The sequence below is a fragment of the Kitasatospora gansuensis genome (genome assembly GCF_014203705.1).
In the GTDB taxonomy this organism is placed as follows: Bacteria; Actinomycetota; Actinomycetes; order Streptomycetales; family Streptomycetaceae; genus Kitasatospora; species Kitasatospora gansuensis.
The window spans coordinates 6,481,743-6,498,793 of sequence record NZ_JACHJR010000001.1 but is presented as its reverse complement, the minus strand read 5'-3'; the positions used below and the strand labels follow the sequence as shown (position 1 = coordinate 6,498,793).

Sequence of the window (17,051 nt, the reverse complement as noted above, 5' to 3'; positions counted from 1 at the left end):
TGTCCGGTCCTCGCGGAGTCAGATCCGCCAGGACCGGATGCGGTCGGCCGCCACGAACACGTCGGCATTGAACTCAGCTACGTCCCTGGCCAGTTCGACCAGCGCACCGTACGGCGGGTCGATGCCTTCCTCGGCCGCGTGCATGTACGCGGCGGTGGCCATACAGGCGTAGAGGTTGTTGCGCACCGGCAGCGGGCGCAGCTGCACGATGGTGTGCATCAGCGCGGCCGCGCACCAGGACGGGTCGGCATCGTGGCCGAGCTGAGCCGTGTTCACCCGGTGCCGGGCGACGGCGGCCTGCAGCGCTGAGTAGTCCCGGACCGTCAGGTCCTCCGGATACGCCTGCTCCTGGACATCGAGCAGCCAACGGATGTCGACATGCAGCACGGTCCTCACGCGTCAGGGCCCTTGTCCGTTGGTGCATCCTCGGGGAAGGCCGCGTCGAACTCGTCGAGGTGCTCGTTCCAGAACGCCACCGCGTGCTCCACGAACGTCCGGCGCTGCTGCTCACGGACACTCAGATCGTGCACGTACGCCTTCACACTCTTGCCGTCGGCGGCTGCCGCCGCCCGGATCGCGGCGAGTTCGAGCTCGGTGTACTCGATGTTGAGCGCTGGCATACCGCCACGGTACCGGAGGGGTACCGGCCAGCAGTACCCCTCCGAATGGATCCGTCAGATCAGCTCGGCCGGCTCGACCGGCCGCAGGCCGCCGTCCAGTTCGAGCCAGCGGGTGGCGCCGATGCCGTGCAGGAACGGCAGGTCGTGGCTGGCCACGATCAGCGCTCCCCGATACCCGGCCAGTGCCTGGGTGAGCTGGCGCACGCTGGCCAGGTCCAGGTTGTTGGTCGGCTCGTCCAACAGCAGCAGCTGCGGGGGCGGGTCGGCCAGCAGCAGCGCGGCCAGGGTGGCCCGGAAGCGCTCGCCGCCCGAGAGGGTGCCGGCCTGCTGGTCGGCCCGGCCGGCGCGGAACTGGAACCGGGCCAGCCTGGCCCGGATCGCGTTGTCGCCCGCCGACGGGGCGTACAGCTTGACGTTGCCCGCCACCGAGAGCAAGTCGTCCAGCAGGTCGAGCCGCTGCGGCAGGTGCCGGACCGGCACCGGTACGGTCATCTCCCCTTCCGATGGCCGGAGTTCACCGGCGATGGTGCGCAACAGGGTGGACTTGCCCGAGCCGTTCCGGCCGACCAGTGCGATCCGCTCAGGACCCCGGATCTCCAGGCTGACCCGGTTGCCGTACGCGAGCCGGACGCCGTCCAGGCTGAGCACCGTCCGGCCTTCCGGCACGGCCGTCCGGGGCAGGTCGATCCGGATCTCGGCGTCGTCCCGGACCGCCTCCTCGGCCGCGTTCAGTCGCTCCTTGGCCTCGTTGAGACGGTCGGTGTGCATGCCCTTGAGCCGGCCCGCGGTCTCCTCGGCGCGGCGTTTGAAGGCGCCCGCGAGGATCTTCGGGTCGTTGCGCTGGACCGACTTCCGCTTGCCGTAACTGGCGCTCCGCTCCAGGCGGATGCGGGCGTCGGCCAGGTCGCGCTGCTGGCGTTGGACGTCGGACTCGGCCGCGCGGACCAACCGTTCGGCGGTCTCCTGCTGGGCGGCCACGGTCCGTTCGTAGTCGGCGAAGTTGCCGCCGTACCAGGTGACCGTGCCGTCCCGCAGGTCGGCGATCTGGTCCACCAGCGCGAGCAGCTCCCGGTCGTGGCTGACGATCACCATCACCCCGGGCCAGGAGGCCACCGCCTCGTACAGCAGCCCCCGGGCCCGCCGGTCCAGGTTGTTGGTCGGCTCGTCGAGCAGCAGTACGTCCGGTCGGCGCAGCAGCAGCGCGGCCAGGTGCAGCAGCACCGCCTCGCCGCCGGAGAGCCCGCCGACCGTACGGTCCAGGCCGAGCCGGCCGAGGCCGAGCCTGGCCAGGGTGGCGGTCGCGCGCTCCTCGACGTCCCAGTCCTCGCCGATCGCGGTGAAGTGCCGCTCGTCGGTGTCGCCGGACTCGATCGCGTGCAGCGCCTCGCGGGCCGCCGCGATGCCGAGCGCCTGGTCCACCCGCTGAGCGGTATCCAGGGTCAAGTCCTGTGGCAGGTAGCCGAGTTCGCCGCCGATCCGGATGCTTCCGGCAGTCGGGGCGAGCTCTCCGGCGAGCAGCCGGAGCAGGGTGGACTTGCCGGCCCCGTTCAGGCCGATCAGGCCGGTGCGGCCGGGGCCGACCACGAGCTGGAAGTCGTGCAGCACGCTGCGGCCGTCCGGCCACTCGAAGCCGAGGTCGGTGCAGCGGATGGAAGAGGTGGGTTGCGCCATGGATGGCCTCCCGGGAAGTGGTCGCCGTGGTGGGGAACGAGCACGGGGAGACACCGCTGCGCTGCGGAGGATGGGGAGGGCACCACGAAAGAAGGGGCTCGCCACCGAGGTCAACGCACGCACGCCCGCGAAGGATGTCAGCGGGGGCGGTGTCTCAGGACCTCAGTAGAGCAACGGCCTTCTCCAGTCTTCGGATCGCTTGTGGGCCGAGATCAAAGCTAGGTGCCGGCCCGACCGCCCGCAAAGGGTTTTCCGGCGGGCCGGATAGGATCGGGGACATCATGAGCGCCACTCTCGTAGTCAAGGACCTCAGCGCCGGCCACGGCGACCGCATCCTCTTTTCCGGCCTGGACCTGGTCGTCGCCCCCGGCGACGTGGTCGGCCTGGTCGGGGCCAACGGCGCGGGCAAGTCGACCCTGCTCCGGTTGATGGCCGGTCTGAGCACCCCCGAGAGCGGTTCGCTCAAGCTGAGCCCGCCGAGCGCCAACGTCGGCCACCTGCCGCAGGAACCCGAGCGCCGCCCCGGCGAGTCGGTCCGCGACTTCCTGGCCCGGCGCACCGGTGTGGCCGCTGCCCAGGCCGCGCTGGACGAGGCCACCGAGGGCCTGGTCGAGGGGCGTCCCGGCGCCGACGACGCGTACGCGATCGGCCTCGACCGGTGGCTCGACCTCGGCGGTGCGGATCTGGAGGAGCGCGCCGAGGAGGTGGCCGGCTCGCTCGGGCTGAAGGTGAGCCTGGACCTGCCGATGACCGCGCTCTCCGGCGGCCAGGCGGCCCGGGCCGGGCTGGCCTCGCTGCTGCTCTCCCGGTACGACGTCTTCCTGCTCGACGAGCCGACCAACGACCTGGACCTGGACGGCCTGGAGCGGCTGGAGTCCTTCGTCAAGGGCCTGCGCGCGGGCACCGTGCTGATCAGCCACGACCGCGAGTTCCTGACCCGTACGGTGACCCGGGTGCTGGAGCTGGATCTCGCCCAGCAGCAGGTGAACCACTTCGGCGGCGGCTACGACGCCTACCTGGAGGAGCGCGCGGTGGCCCGTCGGCACGCGCGCGAGGAGTACGAGGAGTTCGCCGACACCAAGGCGGGCCTGGAGGCGCGGGCCCGGATGCAGCGGGGCTGGATGGAGAGCGGCGTCCGCAACGCCCGCCGCAAGTCCAGCGACAACGACAAGATCGGCCGCGCGACGCGCGCCGAGTCCAGCGAGAAGCAGGCCGCCAAGGCTCGCCAGACCCAGCGCATGATCGAGCGCCTGGACGTGGTCGAGGAGCCGCGCAAGGAGTGGGACCTGCGGATGGAGATCGCCGCCGCCCCGCGCTCGGGCTCGGTGGTCGCCACCCTGCGCGGGGCGAAGGCCGAGCGCGGCGAGTTCTCCTTCGGCCCGGTGGACCTGCAGATCGACTGGGCGGACCGGGTGGCCATCACCGGTGCGAACGGCGCGGGCAAGTCCACCCTGCTGGCCGCCCTGCTCGGCCGGCTCGAACTCACCGACGGCAGCACCACTTTGGGCTCCGGCGTGCTGGTCGGCGAGGTCGACCAGGCCCGCGGACTGTTCTTCGGCGAGGAACCGCTGCTGGACGCCTTCCAGGCGGCCGTGCCCGACCTCTCCCCGGAGGAGGGCCGCACCCTGCTGGCCAAGTTCGGCCTCAAGGCGGCCCACGTGCTGCGCCCGGCTCACACCCTCTCCCCCGGCGAGCGCACCAGGGCCGCACTGGCCCTGCTCCAGGGGCGCGGCGTGAACCTGCTGGTGCTGGACGAGCCGACCAACCACCTGGACCTGCCCGCCATCGAGCAGTTGGAGTCCGCGCTCGCCTCCTACACCGGCACCCTGCTGCTGGTCACCCACGACCGCCGGATGCTCGAGGCGGTGACGGTCAACCGCCGCCTCGAGGTCTCGGGCGGTCGGGTCCAGGAGCTCTAGCGGCTGGGGTGGCTCAGCCGCTCGGGTTGAGCCACAGCTGCATGGCCAGGCCGATGCCGATCAGGGCGACCAGTCGGCGCAGCAGGGCGGGCGGCAGGCGGCGCGCGACCAGGGGGCCGAGCGTGGACCCGACGAACGCGCCCAGCCCCAGCGGCAGCACGGCCCACCAGTCGACGGGGCCGAAGACGGCGAAGGCTCCGGCGGAGACCAGCGTCGCGGCGCCGAGGACCATGTTCTTCAGGGCGTTGGCGGTGGCCAGCCGGGGCTCGGTGGTGATCAGGAGCAGGGCCAGCACCATCACCCCGGACCCCGCGCCGAAGTAGCCGTTGTAGACCGACATCGTGATCAGGCCGAGCGGCAGGGCCACCCCGCGGGCGCCCGGAGCGCGGCGGCTCTGGCGCCGCTGGTGGAGGGCGGCCAGCCGGGGCTGGGCGAACAGGGCCAGCGAGCCGACGGCCACCAGGACCGGCACGACGCGGGCGAAGACACCGGGCGGGGTGACCAGCACCAGCGCCGATCCGGCCGCCCCGCCCAGCGCCGACAGCGGCACCCAGCTTCGCAACCACCGTCCCTGATCGGCGAGTTCGGGCCGGGAGGCGAGGGCCGCGCCGGGCCAGCTCGCGACCAGCGCGACCATGTTGGTGACACTCGCCGAGAGTGCGGGGAGGCCCACCGCGAGCAGGGCCGGGTACGTGATCAGGGAGGTGATGCCGCCCGCGGTGCCGACCACCCCGCCGAGCAGCCCTGCGGCTGCCAGCAGCGCGATCTCGCCGAGGCCGGTCATGACCGGGCCGTCGGACGACTGTCGAAGGCGAGGGGCGAGCGCATGGCCTCACCCTAGTGACCCCCCTGCCGCAGATGATCAGGGGCCCCTGGTGGGCCGCGACCTCGCGACGTAACGGATCTGTGGTCCAGACCTTCCATTGAGGCACCGTCATGTGCTGTGCTGTCGCCCATGGTTGACAGCACAGCGCCAGCGGCCGCCTACCCGACCGTGCCGCTCCGCCCGATGACGGTCCCCGCCCACGAGGCGGAGACCCGCAGCAGGTCCTTCCACGACGTGATGGCGCTCCGCCGGACCGTCCGCGACTACTCGACCCGCCCGATCCCCGACGGGGTGATCGACTGGGCGATCCGTACCGCCTCGACCGCGCCCAGCGGGGCGCACGTCCAGCCCTGGCGGTTCGTGGTGATCACCGATCCGGAGCGCAAGCGACGGCTGCGCGAGGCGGCCGAGGCCGAGGAGCGGGAGTTCTACGCGCACCGGGCCTCGGAGGAGTGGCTGGCCGCGCTGGCGCCGATCGGGACGGACTGGGAGAAGCCGTTCCTGGAGGACGCCCCGGCCGTGATCGTGGTGTTCGAGGTGCACAAGGGCCCGGACTCGCCCCGGCCCTACTACACCAAGGAGTCGGTCGGAATCGCGGTCGGCTTCCTGCTCGCCACCCTGCACCAGGCCGGTCTGGTGACGCTCACTCACACGCCCAGCCCGATGCGCTTCCTGAACGAGGTCTGCGAGCGGCCGGTCGAGGAGCGTGCCGCGTACGTCATCCCGGTCGGCTACCCGGCGGACGGGGCGCGGGTGCCCGACCTGCACCGCAAGCCGCTCGACGACGTGGTGATCCGGCTCTGACCCGGATCCGACCCAGCTCTGACCTGTCTCGAACCGACCGTCCGGTTATCCGGAACCGGTCTCCGCTCAGCGAGAAAATACCTGGTCGGGGGCGCGGCACGGAGGGGATAATCCGCTCATGAGCGAGACCACCCACGAGCCCGCCCCCGCCCCCGAGGCCGCCCCCGTCACCACCGGCCGCCCGCCCGAGCTGATCGCGCTGCCCGGCGGGGTGTCCCTGCGCCGCCGGGGGCTGGCCGACGCCGACCCGCTGAACGCGGCCGTCGTGGCCAACCTGGACCACCTGCGGCCGTGGATGGCGTGGGCCGCCGAGGCCCCCACGCCCGAGCTCTCCCGGGAGCTCGCCCAGGCCGGCGTGACCGCCTGGGACGAGGGCACCGACTTCATGTACCTGGTCGGCCTGGACGACCGACCCGGCAGCGTGGTGGGCGCGTTCGGCCTGCACGGCCGGATCGGCCCGGGTGCGCTGGAGATCGGCTACTGGGTCTCCGCCGACCACACCCGCCGGGGCATCGCCACCGCCGCGGCCGCCCGGCTCACCGAGGTCGCCCTCGCGCTGCCCGGCGTCACCCGGGTGGAGATCCACTGCGACGAGGGCAACCAGCCCAGCGCCGCCGTGCCCGAGCGGCTCGGCTACCGGCTCGACCGGACAATCGACTACACCCCGACCGCCCCCGCCGAGACCGGGCGGAAGCTGATCTGGGTCCGTACCGCCTGACCGTCCGGGCCTGGTCCCCGCCCTGAGGGGGGATCAGGCCCGGGTCGGCGGCGGCCGGTGACATAAGGTGCGATACGGGCGGCCTGCCGCAGTCGTCCCGCCCGAATCGCCGAAAGGACCCCCACCGTGCCGACCGCGCCCGCCACCGGACCCTCCGTCAGCCCGTCGCCCGTCCGGTTCGGCCTGGGTACGGCCGCGGTCGGGCGGCCCGGCTACATCACGCTCGGCCGCGACCTCGACCTGCCGGCCGAGCGGACCGTGGCCGCGCTGCGGGAGCGGACGCACGGCCTGCTGGACGCCGCGTACGCGGCCGGGGTGCGGTACTTCGACACCGCCCGGTCGTACGGCCGCGCCGAGGAGTTCGTCGGCGAGTGGCTGGCTGCGCACCCCGAGGCGGGCGATGTGCAGGTGGGCAGCAAGTGGGGTTACACCTACACCGCCGACTGGCGGACCTCCGGCGTGCCCGTGCACGAGGTCAAGGAGCACTCGGTGGAGGTGTTCGACCGTCAACTCAAGGAGTCCCGGGCCCTGTTGGGCGCCCGGCTGGACGTCTACCTGGTGCACTCCGTGATGCCGGACAGCCCCGCCCTCACCGACCCCGTCCTGCACGACCGGCTGGCGGCCCTGGCCGAGGAGGGCGTCCGGGTCGGCCTCTCCACCAGCGGGCCCGCGCAGGCCGAGACGGTCCGGGCCGCCCTGGCCGTGACGGTGGCGGGCCGTCCGCTGTTCGCCGCCGTGCAGTCCACCTGGAACGTGCTGGAGCCGTCCGCCGGGCCCGCGCTGGCCGAGGCGCACGCGGCGGGCTGGCTGGTCGTGGTCAAGGAGGGTATGGCCAACGGCCGCCTGGCCGATCGCAACGCCGCCCCCGAGCTCCGCTCCCTCGCCGACGCGGCCGGCACCTCCTGCGACGCCCTCGCGCTGGCGGCGGCCGCCGCGCAGCCCTGGGCGGACGTGGTGCTCTCGGGCGCGGCCACCGCCGGGCAGCTGGCCTCCAACCTCACCGCCCCGGCGCTCTCCCCCGAGCAGCTCGCCGCACTGGCTCCGCTGGCCGAGCCCGCCGAGGCGTACTGGCGTACCCGGGCCGCGCTGCCCTGGGCCTGAGCCCGGGGCAGCGGGCCGCTCCTCAGTACCGACCGCCTCAGTACCGGCCGCCGACCGGAGCGGGCAGCGCGTCCAGCTCCGCGAGGTCGGCCGCCGTCAGGGTCAGGTCGGCCGCACCGGCGTTGTCCACCAGGTACTTGGGCGTCTTGGTGCCCGGGATCGGCACCACGTACTGCCCCTGCGCGACCACCCAGGCCAGCGCGACCTGCGCCGGAGTGGCACCGTACTGGTCGGCGATCCGGCGGACGGTGTCCACCAGCGCCTGGTTCGCCGCCAGCGCGTCCGCCTGGAAGCGCGGCAGGGTGGACCGCCAGTCGTCCGCCGGGATGTCGGCGGCCGAGCTGAACCGGCCGGCCAGGAAGCCCCGGCCGAGCGGCGAGAACGGCAGGAACGCGATCCCGTTCGCCTCGGTGTACGGGACGACCTCGGCCAGCGCGTCCCGGGTCCAGAGCGAGAGCTCCGACTGCACCGAGGCCACCGGGTGCACCGCCTGTGCCCGCTGGATCTGCTCCACCGTCACCTCGGAGAGCCCGAGTCGGCGCGCCTTGCCGGCCGCGACCGCCTCCGCCATCGCGCCCCAGGTCTCCTCCAGCGGCACGGCGGGGTCGACCCGGTGCAGCTGGTACAGGTCCACGTGGTCGGTGCCCAGCCGGCGCAGGCTGTCGTCGATCGACCGCCGCACGTGCTCCGGCCGCCCGTCGTTGCCGACCCGGGCCCCGTCCTTGCCCTGCACCAGGCCGACCTTGGTGGCCAGCACGGCCCGCTCGCGGTACTCGCAGGCCAGGCCCTTGCCGACCAACTCCTCGTTGTCGTACGGCCCGTAGACGTCCGCCGTGTCGATCAGCGTCACCCCGAGGTCGAGCGCCGAGCGCAGCACCTCGACCGAGGCGGTGTCGTCCCGCCCGTTCGGGTCGTACGCCCAGGTCATCCCCATGCAGCCGAGGCCGATCACGCCGACCTCGGGACCGTCGACACCGAGCTTGGTGGTCCGCATAGTTGTCACTCCTTCAGATCCTTCACGTCCGAACCGATCGCGCGGGACCACCCTGCCTCTTGGAGTGCACTCAAGGTCAAGCCCGACCCGCCGTCGCACCCGCCAGCAGCCCCGGAAGCTCCCGCATGTCGTGGAAGACCACGGTGCCGGGGCCTGCCAGCCGCTCGGCCCGGGTCAGTCCGCCCGCGTAGCCGAAGGCCCGCATCCCGGCGGCGCGGGCCGCCCGGACACCGGGGTTGCTGTCCTCGACCACCGCGCAGGCGGCGGGGTCGACGCCCATCCGCTCGGCGGCGTACAGGAACAGGTCCGGGGCGGGCTTGCCGTGGGCGACCTCGTAGGCGCTGAAGATCCGGCCCTCGAAGTGGCCGTACAGACCGGTCCGGCCGAGGGTGTGGCGCATCTTCTCGTGCGAGCCGCTGGACGCGACGCAGGTCGGCAGCGTGATCGCGGCCAGCGCCTCGGGCAGCCCGTCCACGGCGGTGATCCCGGCGTCCACCTCGACCTGATGACGCTCCATCAGCTGCTCCCACCACCGGGCGGCCGTGGGCTCGCCGAGCCGTTCGGCGATCTGCTCCTTGATAGAGGTGCTGGAGCGGCCGATGAAGCGGTCGATCACTTCCTCCTCGGTGAGCGGCCAGCCGAGTTCGGCGCCCAGCGCGACCTGCAGCCGGAGGGCGATCCGCTCGCTGTCCACCAGTACGCCGTCGCAGTCGAATATCACCAGTTCTATCGGCTTGATCATCCTCGCAGCATAGAACCGGCTACTATCGCCCCAGCTGTCCGGGCGTAGCGCAGAGGCAGGCGCACGCGGTCTCCAAAACCGCACATCACGCCGGTTCGAATCCGGCCCCCGGGCAGCCCTCGCCGTCCCCCGCCCCGGTAAGATCGCCGCCAGTTGCCCGGGCGTAGCGCAGAGGCAGGCGCGCCGCCATGCCATGGCGGGGACGCCGGTTCGAATCCGGCCCTCGGGCAACACTGCCGGTCCCGTAGCGCAGAGGCAGGCGCACTGCCTCATCAGGGCAGACACGCCGGTTCGAATCCGGCCGGGACCACCGAGAACGCAGGAGCGGCCGTGCCACAGGGCGAGTTGACGGAGCAGGAGCTGGCCGCGTTCGAGCTGACGCTCGGACGGCTGCGCCGGCTGCCCTTCGACGATCCGGTCCGGCTGCGGGCCGAGCACAGCAGCGAGTCCTTCGTCCGGGACGGCCGCAAGCGCCGCCGCCGGGCGGGCTTCGCCGGGGACGCCGCGCTGATCGGCAGCACCGCCACCGGCGGTCTGGCCCGCCGTGAGGACGCCCCGCTGCCCACCCCGTCCGTCCCCACCCCGCTCGGCGAACTCCGCCGTGCCCAGCACTGCTACGTCTGCAAGACCGCCTACTGGCAGGTGGACAGCTTCTACCACCGGCTCTGCCCGGACTGCGCCGCCGACAACACCGCCCGGCGCGGCCTCTCCACCGATCTGCGCGGCCGCCGCGCGCTGCTCACCGGCGGCCGGGTGAAGATCGGCTTCCAGCTCGCCCTGATGATGCTCAGGGACGGCGCCGAACTGACCGTCACCAGCCGCTTCCCGCACGACACCCTGCGCCGCTTCCAGGCCGCCCCGGGCAGCGAACAGTGGCTGGACCGGCTCGACGTGGTCGGCATCGACCTCCGCGACCCGCGCCAAGTGCTGGGCCTCTGCGAGCAGTTGCGTGCCGACGGGCGGCCGCTGGACATCCTGGTGAACAATGCCGCGCAGACCCTGCGCCGCCCGCCGGAGGCGTACGCGCTGCTGGCGGCCGGCGAGCACGAGAGCCTGCCACCGGGCAGCCGGGTCTCGCTCGCCCCCGGCTTCCGACCGATGCCCGCGCTCACCGCCGCCTGGCCCGCCACCGAGCTGACCGGCGCCGAACTCACCAGCCAGGTCACCTCGTTGGCCGACGAGGCCGGGCTGCTGCCGGACACCGCACCCGCCAACTCCTGGTCGGCCCGGCTCGGTGAGCTGGACCCGGCCGAGGTGCTGGAGACCCAGCTGGTCAACGCGCTGGCCCCGGCGCTGCTCTGCGACCGCCTGCTGCCGCTGCTGCTCGCCTCCCCGCACCCGAACCGCTACGTCGTGAACGTCACCGCCGTCGAGGGCCGGTTCGAGGTCCGCAACAAGACCGGCGGCCACCCGCACACCAACATGGCCAAGGCCGCCCTCAACATGCTCACCCGCACCAGCGCGGCCGAACTCGCCGACCAAGGCGTCCACATGTGCGCGGTGGACACCGGCTGGATCACCGACGAGAACCCGGCCCCGAAGAAGTCCCGGCTGGCCGACCACGGCTTCCGCACCCCGCTCGACATCGTGGACGGCGCAGCCCGGGTCTACGACCCGATCGTCCGGGGCGAGGCCGGCTCCCCGGTCTCGGGAGTCTTCCTGAAGGACTACCGCGAGGCGGCCTGGTGAGCACCGGACCGATCTGACGCCCTTGCTCACTTGACTGCGGGCCGGTCGGCCCGCCACCGAGCGGATCGACTTCCCCACGGGCACCGCACTGCCCGACGGAAGGCTCGACCTGTGCAAGCAGGACCTCGGCCCGGACGCCGCGGCCCTGGTCGCCGAGTCCCTCCCGCCAAGCGGGCCGGTGCGCCATCTGCTGCTCGGTACCGACCGGTTGGGCGACCAGGGCGCGGCCACCCTCACGGCCCGAACCCTGGCCACCGAGGTCACGACGCTCTACATGGGCTGCAACAACATCACCACCACCGGCGCCTGCCGGATCGCCGACCATCTGCGGGCCTCCCCGCAGACCGTCCAGGCCCTGTGGCTCAAGCGCAACCCGCTGGGCGACGCGGCGGCCGAAGTGGTCCGCTCCGCCGCGGCCGCCCGGGCGTCCCTGAGCGACCCGCTGCCGGTGGCCCGCCGGAGCCTGCCGATCAGCGCCTCCGGTGCGGCGAGCCGGGACCGCCGGGTGAACTGCGTTCCGGCCGGGGCCGGTTCGGACCGCCGGGGGCCGAACAACAAGCCGCTCCGGACGTCCTCGGCCACGCCTGCGGGCAGCAGGCCCTCGCGGCAGAGCAGCCGGTTCAGCTCCCGGTCGTCCTGCCGGAGCAGCCAGACCCGGACGGCCCGGGGCGCTTCCCGGACGACCCGGACGACCGATTCCGGCTGTCCCCGCGTCGGCCCCGCCAGACCGTACGGAGCGATCCCCAGTCGCTCACAGACCCGCCCCGCCGTACCCGGTGGGGCCAGCCCCAACAGGTACCGGACTCCCTGCGCGGTCGACTCGTGCACGATTCCCTCCACGATCCGTCCGCTCAGCGCGGCAGCTTGGCGAACAGGCTGATCCAGAACCGCTGTTGCTCCGGCGAGGCGCCGACCAGATAGGTCGAACGGAGCTTCGGCGGCAGCAGCGCCACCATCCGCAGCACCACGCCCTTGTACCGCCGCAGTTGGGACAACTCCGCGTTCGCGATGGCCTGGTGCACCAGATCGGTGTCGTTGCCGCCCTCGCTGGACTGCTCGGCCGCCCGGCGCAGTCTGGCCTCCCAGCCCCTCGGGTCGGCGGCGATCTCCCGTAGCCCGGCCACCGGGCGGTCGGCCAGCCGGTCGATCAGCGCGGTGAGCGAGACCGGGGCGTACTCGCCGTCACCGAGGTAGACGGTGCCCATCTCCAGTGGCAGGCCGTGCTGGTGGAGCTTGATCAGGCGTTCCATGGTGCGCTTGCTGATCCAGCCCCGGCCGTCCTCGTCCAGGTCGAACTTCCACCAGTCCAGTACGGTCTCGGCGACCGGGCCGTAGCGGGCGATCAGCCACTCGTTGGCGGGGATGTCAGCGGGGTCCAGGTCGAGCGAGGCGGTGAAGCGGCTCGCCTGGGCGATGTTGTTGCGGGCCACCAGCAGCTTGCGGCCCAGGTGGTAGGGCGGGTTCTGCAGCGCGATCTGGGCGCGCAGGTTGGCGATCGGGTGGCCCGCGATCGACCACTCCTGGGTGATCTCCATCAGCTTGGCGAAGGCCGAGCGGTCCTTGGGACGGTTGTACTCGTCCCAGACCAGCACCTTGGGCTCGTCGCCGGTGAAGATCCCGGCGAGCAGGTTGTCGAGCGTGCCGTCGGGGGTGGGGATCGGCGCGCACAGGTCCTCGACGTTGGTGACCGGCAGCGAGAAGTACAGCGGCGGTCGGCCGTCCAGCGCCTCCGTCGCCAACTCCCGTACCAGCTCGGTCTTTCCGCAACCGGGCGGCCCCTGGAGCAGCACCGCCCAGCGGCGGGCGAACGCGGCGCGCAGCACCCGGCGGACCGGGTCGGCGATCCGGGCGGGGTTGGGCACGCCGAGGGCGCCCGCGATCCGGTCAAGCGTCTCGTGGGTACGGTCCGGCCCCGGCCGCCCGTCCGCGCCGGGCTCGGCCAGCCGGAGTCGTTCGCCGTTGACCAGGGGCAGGCCCCAGACCAGCGGGAAGCCCTCACGGGCGTTGGCGAGCACGTGTTCCAGGGTGCGCGGGGAGAGCAACTCCCGTACGGCGGGCGCGAGGGCGGCCCAGACCGCGAACACCGGCTTGAGGTCCCACTCCGGGAAGCGGGCGGCCAGGCTGATCCGCCAGGCGGTGTCGGCGGCGGAGATCCGGATCGTCACCATCCGGTCCAGGATGGCGAGATCGCCGCGCCGGGCGGCGGTCTCCGCCAGCGACTCGTTGTCGGTCAGGAAGACTCCGACGCAGCCGAGTTCGCGCAGGTCGTACGCGCCCAGGGTCCAGTTGCAGGCGATCTGCATCAGCTGCGACTGGATGGCGTCCCCCGCCTGCAGGGAGTCGTCGATCAGCAGCACGAACGGCTGTCCCGGCCGCAGTTGACTCATCACCAGCTGACGCAGCACCAGTTCGCCGGTGGCCTCGTCCCGGACCGGGGCGTTGGCCAGCAGGTCGTCGGGCGTCAGGTTGGCGGCCGGGACGACGACCAGCCGCAGGTCCGGGTGGGCGGCGGCCAGGTGGCTGTGGAAGCCGGAGGTCTTGCCGATGCCGTGCTCGCCGAAGATCTGCCCGGTCAGGCCGAGTTCGATCATCGCGTCGATGAACTCCTCCAGCCGGGAGCGGCCGGTCCAGCCCTCGGGCGCGACCGGGTAGGTGGCGGTGGCCCGCCAGGTCCTGGTGGGTGCGGTGGTCATCGGGGCACGGCTCCTGTGGTGGTGACGCGGTGACAGGCCATCGGGGGTCGGTGGTGCTCGGGCCAGTCGTCGCCGGAGCCGTCGCCGCCGTCGGTGATCAGCCAGATCCACTTGTCCGGCTCGGCGGGGGTGATCGGCGGGGCGTGGCCGTCGGTGACCACGATCACCGCGTCCGGGTCCTCGGCGAACAGACCGCCCGGACCGGCCGTGCGGCCCTCCACGTAGTCGGCGACCACCTGGAAGCTGGTGCCCCCACCGCCGTAGACCCGCTCCCCGGGGCGGAACGGCATCACCGTCCCGTCGAACGAGAGCCAGTGCGCGACCACCCCGTCGATCCGGCCGACCAGTTCGGTCAGCCAGTCCACCACCCGGGTGGGCATCGAACCCGAGGTGTCGTACGCGACCACCAGTACCCGCTGCCGGACCGGCCCGCGCCGGGAGAGCAGCGGGGGTTGGCCGAGGGCGGCGAGGAGCGCGCCGCGCTTCTTCGGGTAGACCAGCCGCTCGCCCTCGCTGAGCCGGCTCGCCAGCACGTCCACCAGCCAGCGCTGCCACCACTCCACCCGACGGGTGGCGTCGGTCCTGCCGCGCAGCTGGCCCGCGCCGAGCTGCCCCCAGATCCGGGAGATCCGCTCCGAGGACCCTACGGTGCGTTCCATCAGGTCGCGCAGCTCCTGCTCGGCGCCCCGGTGGCCGCGGCGGGCCGCCAGCAGGGAGTTGAGCAGGATGGAGGAGGTGATCCGGTCCACCGTCTCCTGGTCGAGCGGGACTTCCAGGCTCTGGTCGAGGTGGACGCAGTCGTGCACCACCGGGGGCCGGCGCATCCGGCGCAGCTCGGTGTACACGCTCTGATCGGTCGCGACGAACTCCCGGTACTCGACCGACTGAAGGCCCTGCCCGGCCAGGTCATCCCGATAGGCCCGGTAGATCTCGCGGGGGTGCACGCCGACCGGTTCGCCGTTCAGCTCCGGCAGTTCACGCCGGTCCAGCCGGACCATCGCGACGTGATTGATGGTCACCTCGGTGGCCAGCCGGTGCACCGGGTCGTCCCGGAGTTCCGGCTCGGCGTGCAGATGACGCTGGATCAGGTGCCTGGCCTCGTGGAACAGCACGAACTTGACGCCCTCAAGGCCGATCCCGACGAAGAACTCCGGGTTGTAGAGCAGCAGGCAGCTGCCGTCGCCGGAGGCCACCACGGCGGCCGTCGGGACGGCGGTGGTGGGCAGTTGGTGGTGGCACTTGGCGTACAGCCAGGAGGCCACGGCCGACTCGGTCAGGCCGAAGTCGAGCAGCGCGGCCTCCTTCAGCCGCTCGGCCTCGGCCACCACCTCGGCGGCGGCCGGCTGCCAACTGAGCAGCGCGCGGCGGTCGGTGAGGTCGACCACGTACGGACGGTCGTCGGTCACGACGGGCCGAGGATCCGGCGCACCAGGCCGCCCAACTTCTGCCAGGAGGTCGGCTCGGCTTCGGGCTCGGGCTCAACGGGGACCGGGACCTTGAGCTTGACCGAGGCCGGGACCGCCCAGGGGTGCGGCCGCGCAGGCGCCTTGGCGGGTACCGGCTCGAACTCGTACTCCGGCTCGTGCTCGGGCGCCGGCCCGGCCACCGCCCCGGCGGTGACGATCAGCTCCGGCAGGGTGCCGGCGAAGCCGGGGAGCAGCCGGGCCAGCACCGCCCAGGCTTCGCCATGGCCGCCCAACTCCCGTTCCACCAGCGGCCGCAGGACGTCCTCGGCCTCCGCCAGCCGGGTCGGGAAGACCAGCCGCCCGAAGCCGAGCAGCCGTAGGGCCTCCCGGGCGGAGGTGGCCCCTGCCAGGAGATCGGCCGGGCCGCCGAGCACCCCGGCCTGCCGCAGCCGGTGCTCGAACTTGCGGTGCGTACCGAACGCGGCGCGCAACTCCGGCGGGCAGTCGATCTGTTCGGCCAGCGCCCAGCGTGCGTAGCCGGGGAACGGCTCCTCCTGGTGCGCGGCGACGACCTGCGGCCAGTCGGCCCGCCGGAGCCCGCGCGCAACCTGCCGGGCACCCCTGAGCGACCCGCTGCCGACAGCCCGGCGGAGCCGGTCGACCAGCTCCGCCGACGGCGGGAGCTCCACCCGTCGGGACAGGTTCGGGCTCACCGGCACCGGATCGGTCCGCTCCAGGCCGAACGGCAGCCCATCTCGTACGTCCTGGCCCACGCCTTCGGGCACCAGCCCACGCCTGCACAGCAGTTCGTTCACCCGGGGGTCGTCCTGCTGCAGCATCCAGGTCACGAGCGCCGGCGTCGTCCGGATCAGCTGCAGCGCCTGGTACGACCCGTACTCGCTGCTCGGGAACTCAGGCCCCACCGGCCCGTCCGGATCGATCCGCAGGCGGCCGCAGACCCGCCGCCCCGCTCCGTCCGGGGCCAGCCCCAGCAGGTATCGCACGCCTCGGGCGGTCGACTCGTCCATGATCCCCTCCTACCTCCGGTCCGACATCATGTCAGCCGGTCACGGCGCGGCCAGCACCGCCTTCGAGCGGTCGGCGGCGAGCCGCAGGGCGAAGCCGGCCAGCAGCGTGCCCATCGCGTAGCGGTGCACGCGCTGCCAGGTCGGGCGACGGGCCAGGAAGGCCGCGACCGAACCGGCCATCAGCACGAACGCGCCGTCGCAGAGCAGGCAGACGGTGATCTGGGTGAGTCCGAGCAGCAGGCTCTGCAGGGCGACCTGACCCTGCTCGGGCGAGACGAACTGCGGCAGCAGCGAGATGTACAGGATGGCGATCTTGGGGTTCAGCAGGCAGGTGACCAGGCCCATCAGGAACAGCTTGCGCGGCCGGTCGGGCGCCAACTCCTTGGGCGCGAAGACCGATTCGCCGCCCGGCCGGACCATCTGCCAGGCCAGCCAGAGCAGGTAGCAGGCCCCGGCCAGCTTGAGGGTCAGGTAGACCTCGGGCACCAGCGCGAAGACGGTGGCGATCCCGGCGGTCGCGGCGACCAGGTAGACCGCGAAGCCGACGCCCACCCCGGCCAGCGAGACCAGCCCGGCCCGGCGGCCCTGGACCACCGACCGGGAGACCAGATAGATCAGGTTGGGCCCCGGGGTGAGGGCCATCCCGAACGACACCAAGGCGATTCCCGCCAACGCTCCGCCGCTGATCATGTCCGTCTCCTTCGCCCGCCGCACCGGCTCGCTGTGCCGGTGCGCGGTGCTGGTTCGCTGCCGAAGCGGTCATGATGACAGCCGGGCCCGCTCCGCTTCGCCCCAATTTTTTCGGCTGGCCCGGCCCCACGGCGCTGGGGCAGAATCCGG

General features: G+C 72.8%; 16 protein-coding genes and 3 tRNA genes. 8 read left to right on the top strand and 11 right to left on the bottom strand.

Features of this window, described 5'->3' with window-relative positions:
• Window positions 1-18: 18 nt before the first annotated feature.
• The 3 genes from F4556_RS29315 to F4556_RS29305 are packed head-to-tail and all read right to left on the bottom strand — an operon-like array spanning window position 19 to window position 2,291.
• Window positions 19-396 carry a toxin Doc gene (locus F4556_RS29315; protein WP_184921364.1) on the bottom strand — a complete coding sequence of 126 codons (378 nt, stop codon included), beginning with the start codon at window positions 394-396 and terminating at the stop codon, window positions 19-21.
• Entirely contained in the window at window positions 393-620 is a 228-nt protein-coding gene (locus F4556_RS29310; protein ID WP_184921362.1) for a hypothetical protein, read from the bottom strand. Before F4556_RS29310 ends, F4556_RS29315 begins: the two co-directional genes overlap by 4 nt.
• A gap of 54 nt (window positions 621-674) precedes the next feature.
• Window positions 675-2,291 carry an ABC-F family ATP-binding cassette domain-containing protein gene (locus F4556_RS29305; RefSeq protein WP_184921360.1) on the bottom strand — a complete coding sequence of 539 codons (1,617 nt, stop codon included), beginning with the start codon at window positions 2,289-2,291 and terminating at the stop codon, window positions 675-677.
• A 281-nt stretch (window positions 2,292-2,572) separates the two neighbouring features.
• Here F4556_RS29305 and F4556_RS29300 point away from each other — a divergent pair, with 281 nt between their 5' ends.
• Window positions 2,573-4,210: an ABC-F family ATP-binding cassette domain-containing protein gene (locus F4556_RS29300; RefSeq protein WP_184921358.1), complete on the top strand. Its 1,638-nt coding sequence runs from the start codon at window positions 2,573-2,575 to the stop codon at window positions 4,208-4,210.
• A gap of 13 nt (window positions 4,211-4,223) precedes the next feature.
• Here the strand turns inward: F4556_RS29300 and F4556_RS29295 are convergent, their stop codons facing one another.
• Window positions 4,224-4,994 carry a sulfite exporter TauE/SafE family protein gene (locus tag F4556_RS29295; RefSeq protein ID WP_184921356.1) on the bottom strand — a complete coding sequence of 257 codons (771 nt, stop codon included), beginning with the start codon at window positions 4,992-4,994 and terminating at the stop codon, window positions 4,224-4,226.
• Window positions 4,995-5,165: 171 nt separating this feature from the next.
• Here F4556_RS29295 and F4556_RS29290 point away from each other — a divergent pair, with 171 nt between their 5' ends.
• The 3 genes from F4556_RS29290 (at window position 5,166) to F4556_RS29280 (ending at window position 7,659) form a co-directional block, all read left to right on the top strand.
• Window positions 5,166-5,840 (top strand): nitroreductase family protein, encoded by a 675-nt coding sequence (locus F4556_RS29290; RefSeq protein WP_184921353.1) that lies wholly within the window; start codon window positions 5,166-5,168, stop codon window positions 5,838-5,840.
• Between the two features lie 118 nt (window positions 5,841-5,958).
• Window positions 5,959-6,558 carry a GNAT family N-acetyltransferase gene (locus F4556_RS29285; RefSeq protein WP_184921351.1) on the top strand — a complete coding sequence of 200 codons (600 nt, stop codon included), beginning with the start codon at window positions 5,959-5,961 and terminating at the stop codon, window positions 6,556-6,558.
• Between the two features lie 126 nt (window positions 6,559-6,684).
• The gene (locus F4556_RS29280; RefSeq protein WP_184921349.1) at window positions 6,685-7,659 is read left to right on the top strand and encodes an aldo/keto reductase; all 975 of its coding nucleotides are present in this window, start codon (window positions 6,685-6,687) and stop codon (window positions 7,657-7,659) included.
• Between the two features lie 37 nt (window positions 7,660-7,696).
• On the opposite strand, the gene F4556_RS29275 is transcribed toward F4556_RS29280, so the two are convergent.
• Window positions 7,697-8,653 (bottom strand): aldo/keto reductase, encoded by a 957-nt coding sequence (locus F4556_RS29275; protein WP_184921347.1) that lies wholly within the window; start codon window positions 8,651-8,653, stop codon window positions 7,697-7,699.
• 76 nt (window positions 8,654-8,729) lie between these two features.
• Window positions 8,730-9,395, bottom strand: a complete 666-nt coding sequence (locus F4556_RS29270; protein WP_184921345.1) for an HAD family hydrolase — start codon at window positions 9,393-9,395, stop codon at window positions 8,730-8,732.
• A 36-nt stretch (window positions 9,396-9,431) separates the two neighbouring features.
• On the opposite strand from F4556_RS29270, the gene F4556_RS29265 reads away from it, so the two are divergent.
• The 4 genes from F4556_RS29265 to F4556_RS29250 all read left to right on the top strand — a co-directional run bounded on the left by F4556_RS29265 (window position 9,432) and on the right by F4556_RS29250 (window position 11,084).
• Window positions 9,432-9,510, top strand: a tRNA-Trp gene (locus tag F4556_RS29265).
• 40 nt (window positions 9,511-9,550) lie between these two features.
• Window positions 9,551-9,625: transfer RNA gene (locus F4556_RS29260), tRNA-Gly, on the top strand.
• Between the two features lie 8 nt (window positions 9,626-9,633).
• Window positions 9,634-9,705, top strand: a tRNA-Asp gene (locus F4556_RS29255).
• A 20-nt stretch (window positions 9,706-9,725) separates the two neighbouring features.
• Window positions 9,726-11,084 carry an SDR family NAD(P)-dependent oxidoreductase gene (locus F4556_RS29250; protein WP_184921343.1) on the top strand — a complete coding sequence of 453 codons (1,359 nt, stop codon included), beginning with the start codon at window positions 9,726-9,728 and terminating at the stop codon, window positions 11,082-11,084.
• A 270-nt stretch (window positions 11,085-11,354) separates the two neighbouring features.
• On the opposite strand, the gene F4556_RS29245 is transcribed toward F4556_RS29250, so the two are convergent.
• The 5 genes from F4556_RS29245 to F4556_RS29225 are packed head-to-tail and all read right to left on the bottom strand — an operon-like array spanning window position 11,355 to window position 16,901.
• Window positions 11,355-11,912 carry a hypothetical protein gene (locus F4556_RS29245; RefSeq protein ID WP_184921341.1) on the bottom strand — a complete coding sequence of 186 codons (558 nt, stop codon included), beginning with the start codon at window positions 11,910-11,912 and terminating at the stop codon, window positions 11,355-11,357.
• Between the two features lie 23 nt (window positions 11,913-11,935).
• On the bottom strand, window positions 11,936-13,777 hold the full coding sequence (locus F4556_RS29240) for an AAA family ATPase (protein ID WP_184921340.1): 1,842 nt from the start codon (window positions 13,775-13,777) through the stop codon (window positions 11,936-11,938).
• Window positions 13,774-15,183: a hypothetical protein gene (locus tag F4556_RS29235; RefSeq protein WP_313068788.1), complete on the bottom strand. Its 1,410-nt coding sequence runs from the start codon at window positions 15,181-15,183 to the stop codon at window positions 13,774-13,776. The genes F4556_RS29240 and F4556_RS29235 overlap by 4 nt, the downstream gene beginning before the upstream one ends.
• On the bottom strand, window positions 15,180-16,211 hold the full coding sequence (locus F4556_RS29230; protein WP_184921339.1) for a hypothetical protein: 1,032 nt from the start codon (window positions 16,209-16,211) through the stop codon (window positions 15,180-15,182). Before F4556_RS29230 ends, F4556_RS29235 begins: the two co-directional genes overlap by 4 nt.
• A 39-nt stretch (window positions 16,212-16,250) precedes the next feature.
• Window positions 16,251-16,901 (bottom strand): LysE family translocator, encoded by a 651-nt coding sequence (locus tag F4556_RS29225; protein WP_184921337.1) that lies wholly within the window; start codon window positions 16,899-16,901, stop codon window positions 16,251-16,253.
• Window positions 16,902-17,051 lie beyond the last annotated feature (150 nt).

What these genes read in the sequence shown, in the direction of transcription:
- F4556_RS29310 (WP_184921362.1), bottom strand. Translation starts at nt 620, where the DNA reads ATGCCAGCGCTCAACATCGAGTACACCGAGCTCGAACTCGCCGCGATC.
- F4556_RS29305 (WP_184921360.1), bottom strand. Translation starts at nt 2,291, where the DNA reads ATGGCGCAACCCACCTCTTCCATCCGCTGCACCGACCTCGGCTTCGAG.
- F4556_RS29300 (WP_184921358.1), top strand. Translation starts at nt 2,573, where the DNA reads ATGAGCGCCACTCTCGTAGTCAAGGACCTCAGCGCCGGCCACGGCGAC.
- F4556_RS29295 (WP_184921356.1), bottom strand. Translation starts at nt 4,994, where the DNA reads ATGACCGGCCTCGGCGAGATCGCGCTGCTGGCAGCCGCAGGGCTGCTC.
- F4556_RS29290 (WP_184921353.1), top strand. Translation starts at nt 5,166, where the DNA reads ATGGTTGACAGCACAGCGCCAGCGGCCGCCTACCCGACCGTGCCGCTC.
- F4556_RS29285 (WP_184921351.1), top strand. Translation starts at nt 5,959, where the DNA reads ATGAGCGAGACCACCCACGAGCCCGCCCCCGCCCCCGAGGCCGCCCCC.
- F4556_RS29275 (WP_184921347.1), bottom strand. Translation starts at nt 8,653, where the DNA reads ATGCGGACCACCAAGCTCGGTGTCGACGGTCCCGAGGTCGGCGTGATC.
- F4556_RS29270 (WP_184921345.1), bottom strand. Translation starts at nt 9,395, where the DNA reads ATGATCAAGCCGATAGAACTGGTGATATTCGACTGCGACGGCGTACTG.
- F4556_RS29240 (WP_184921340.1), bottom strand. Translation starts at nt 13,777, where the DNA reads ATGACCACCGCACCCACCAGGACCTGGCGGGCCACCGCCACCTACCCG.
- F4556_RS29230 (WP_184921339.1), bottom strand. Translation starts at nt 16,211, where the DNA reads ATGGACGAGTCGACCGCCCGAGGCGTGCGATACCTGCTGGGGCTGGCC.
- F4556_RS29225 (WP_184921337.1), bottom strand. Translation starts at nt 16,901, where the DNA reads ATGATCAGCGGCGGAGCGTTGGCGGGAATCGCCTTGGTGTCGTTCGGG.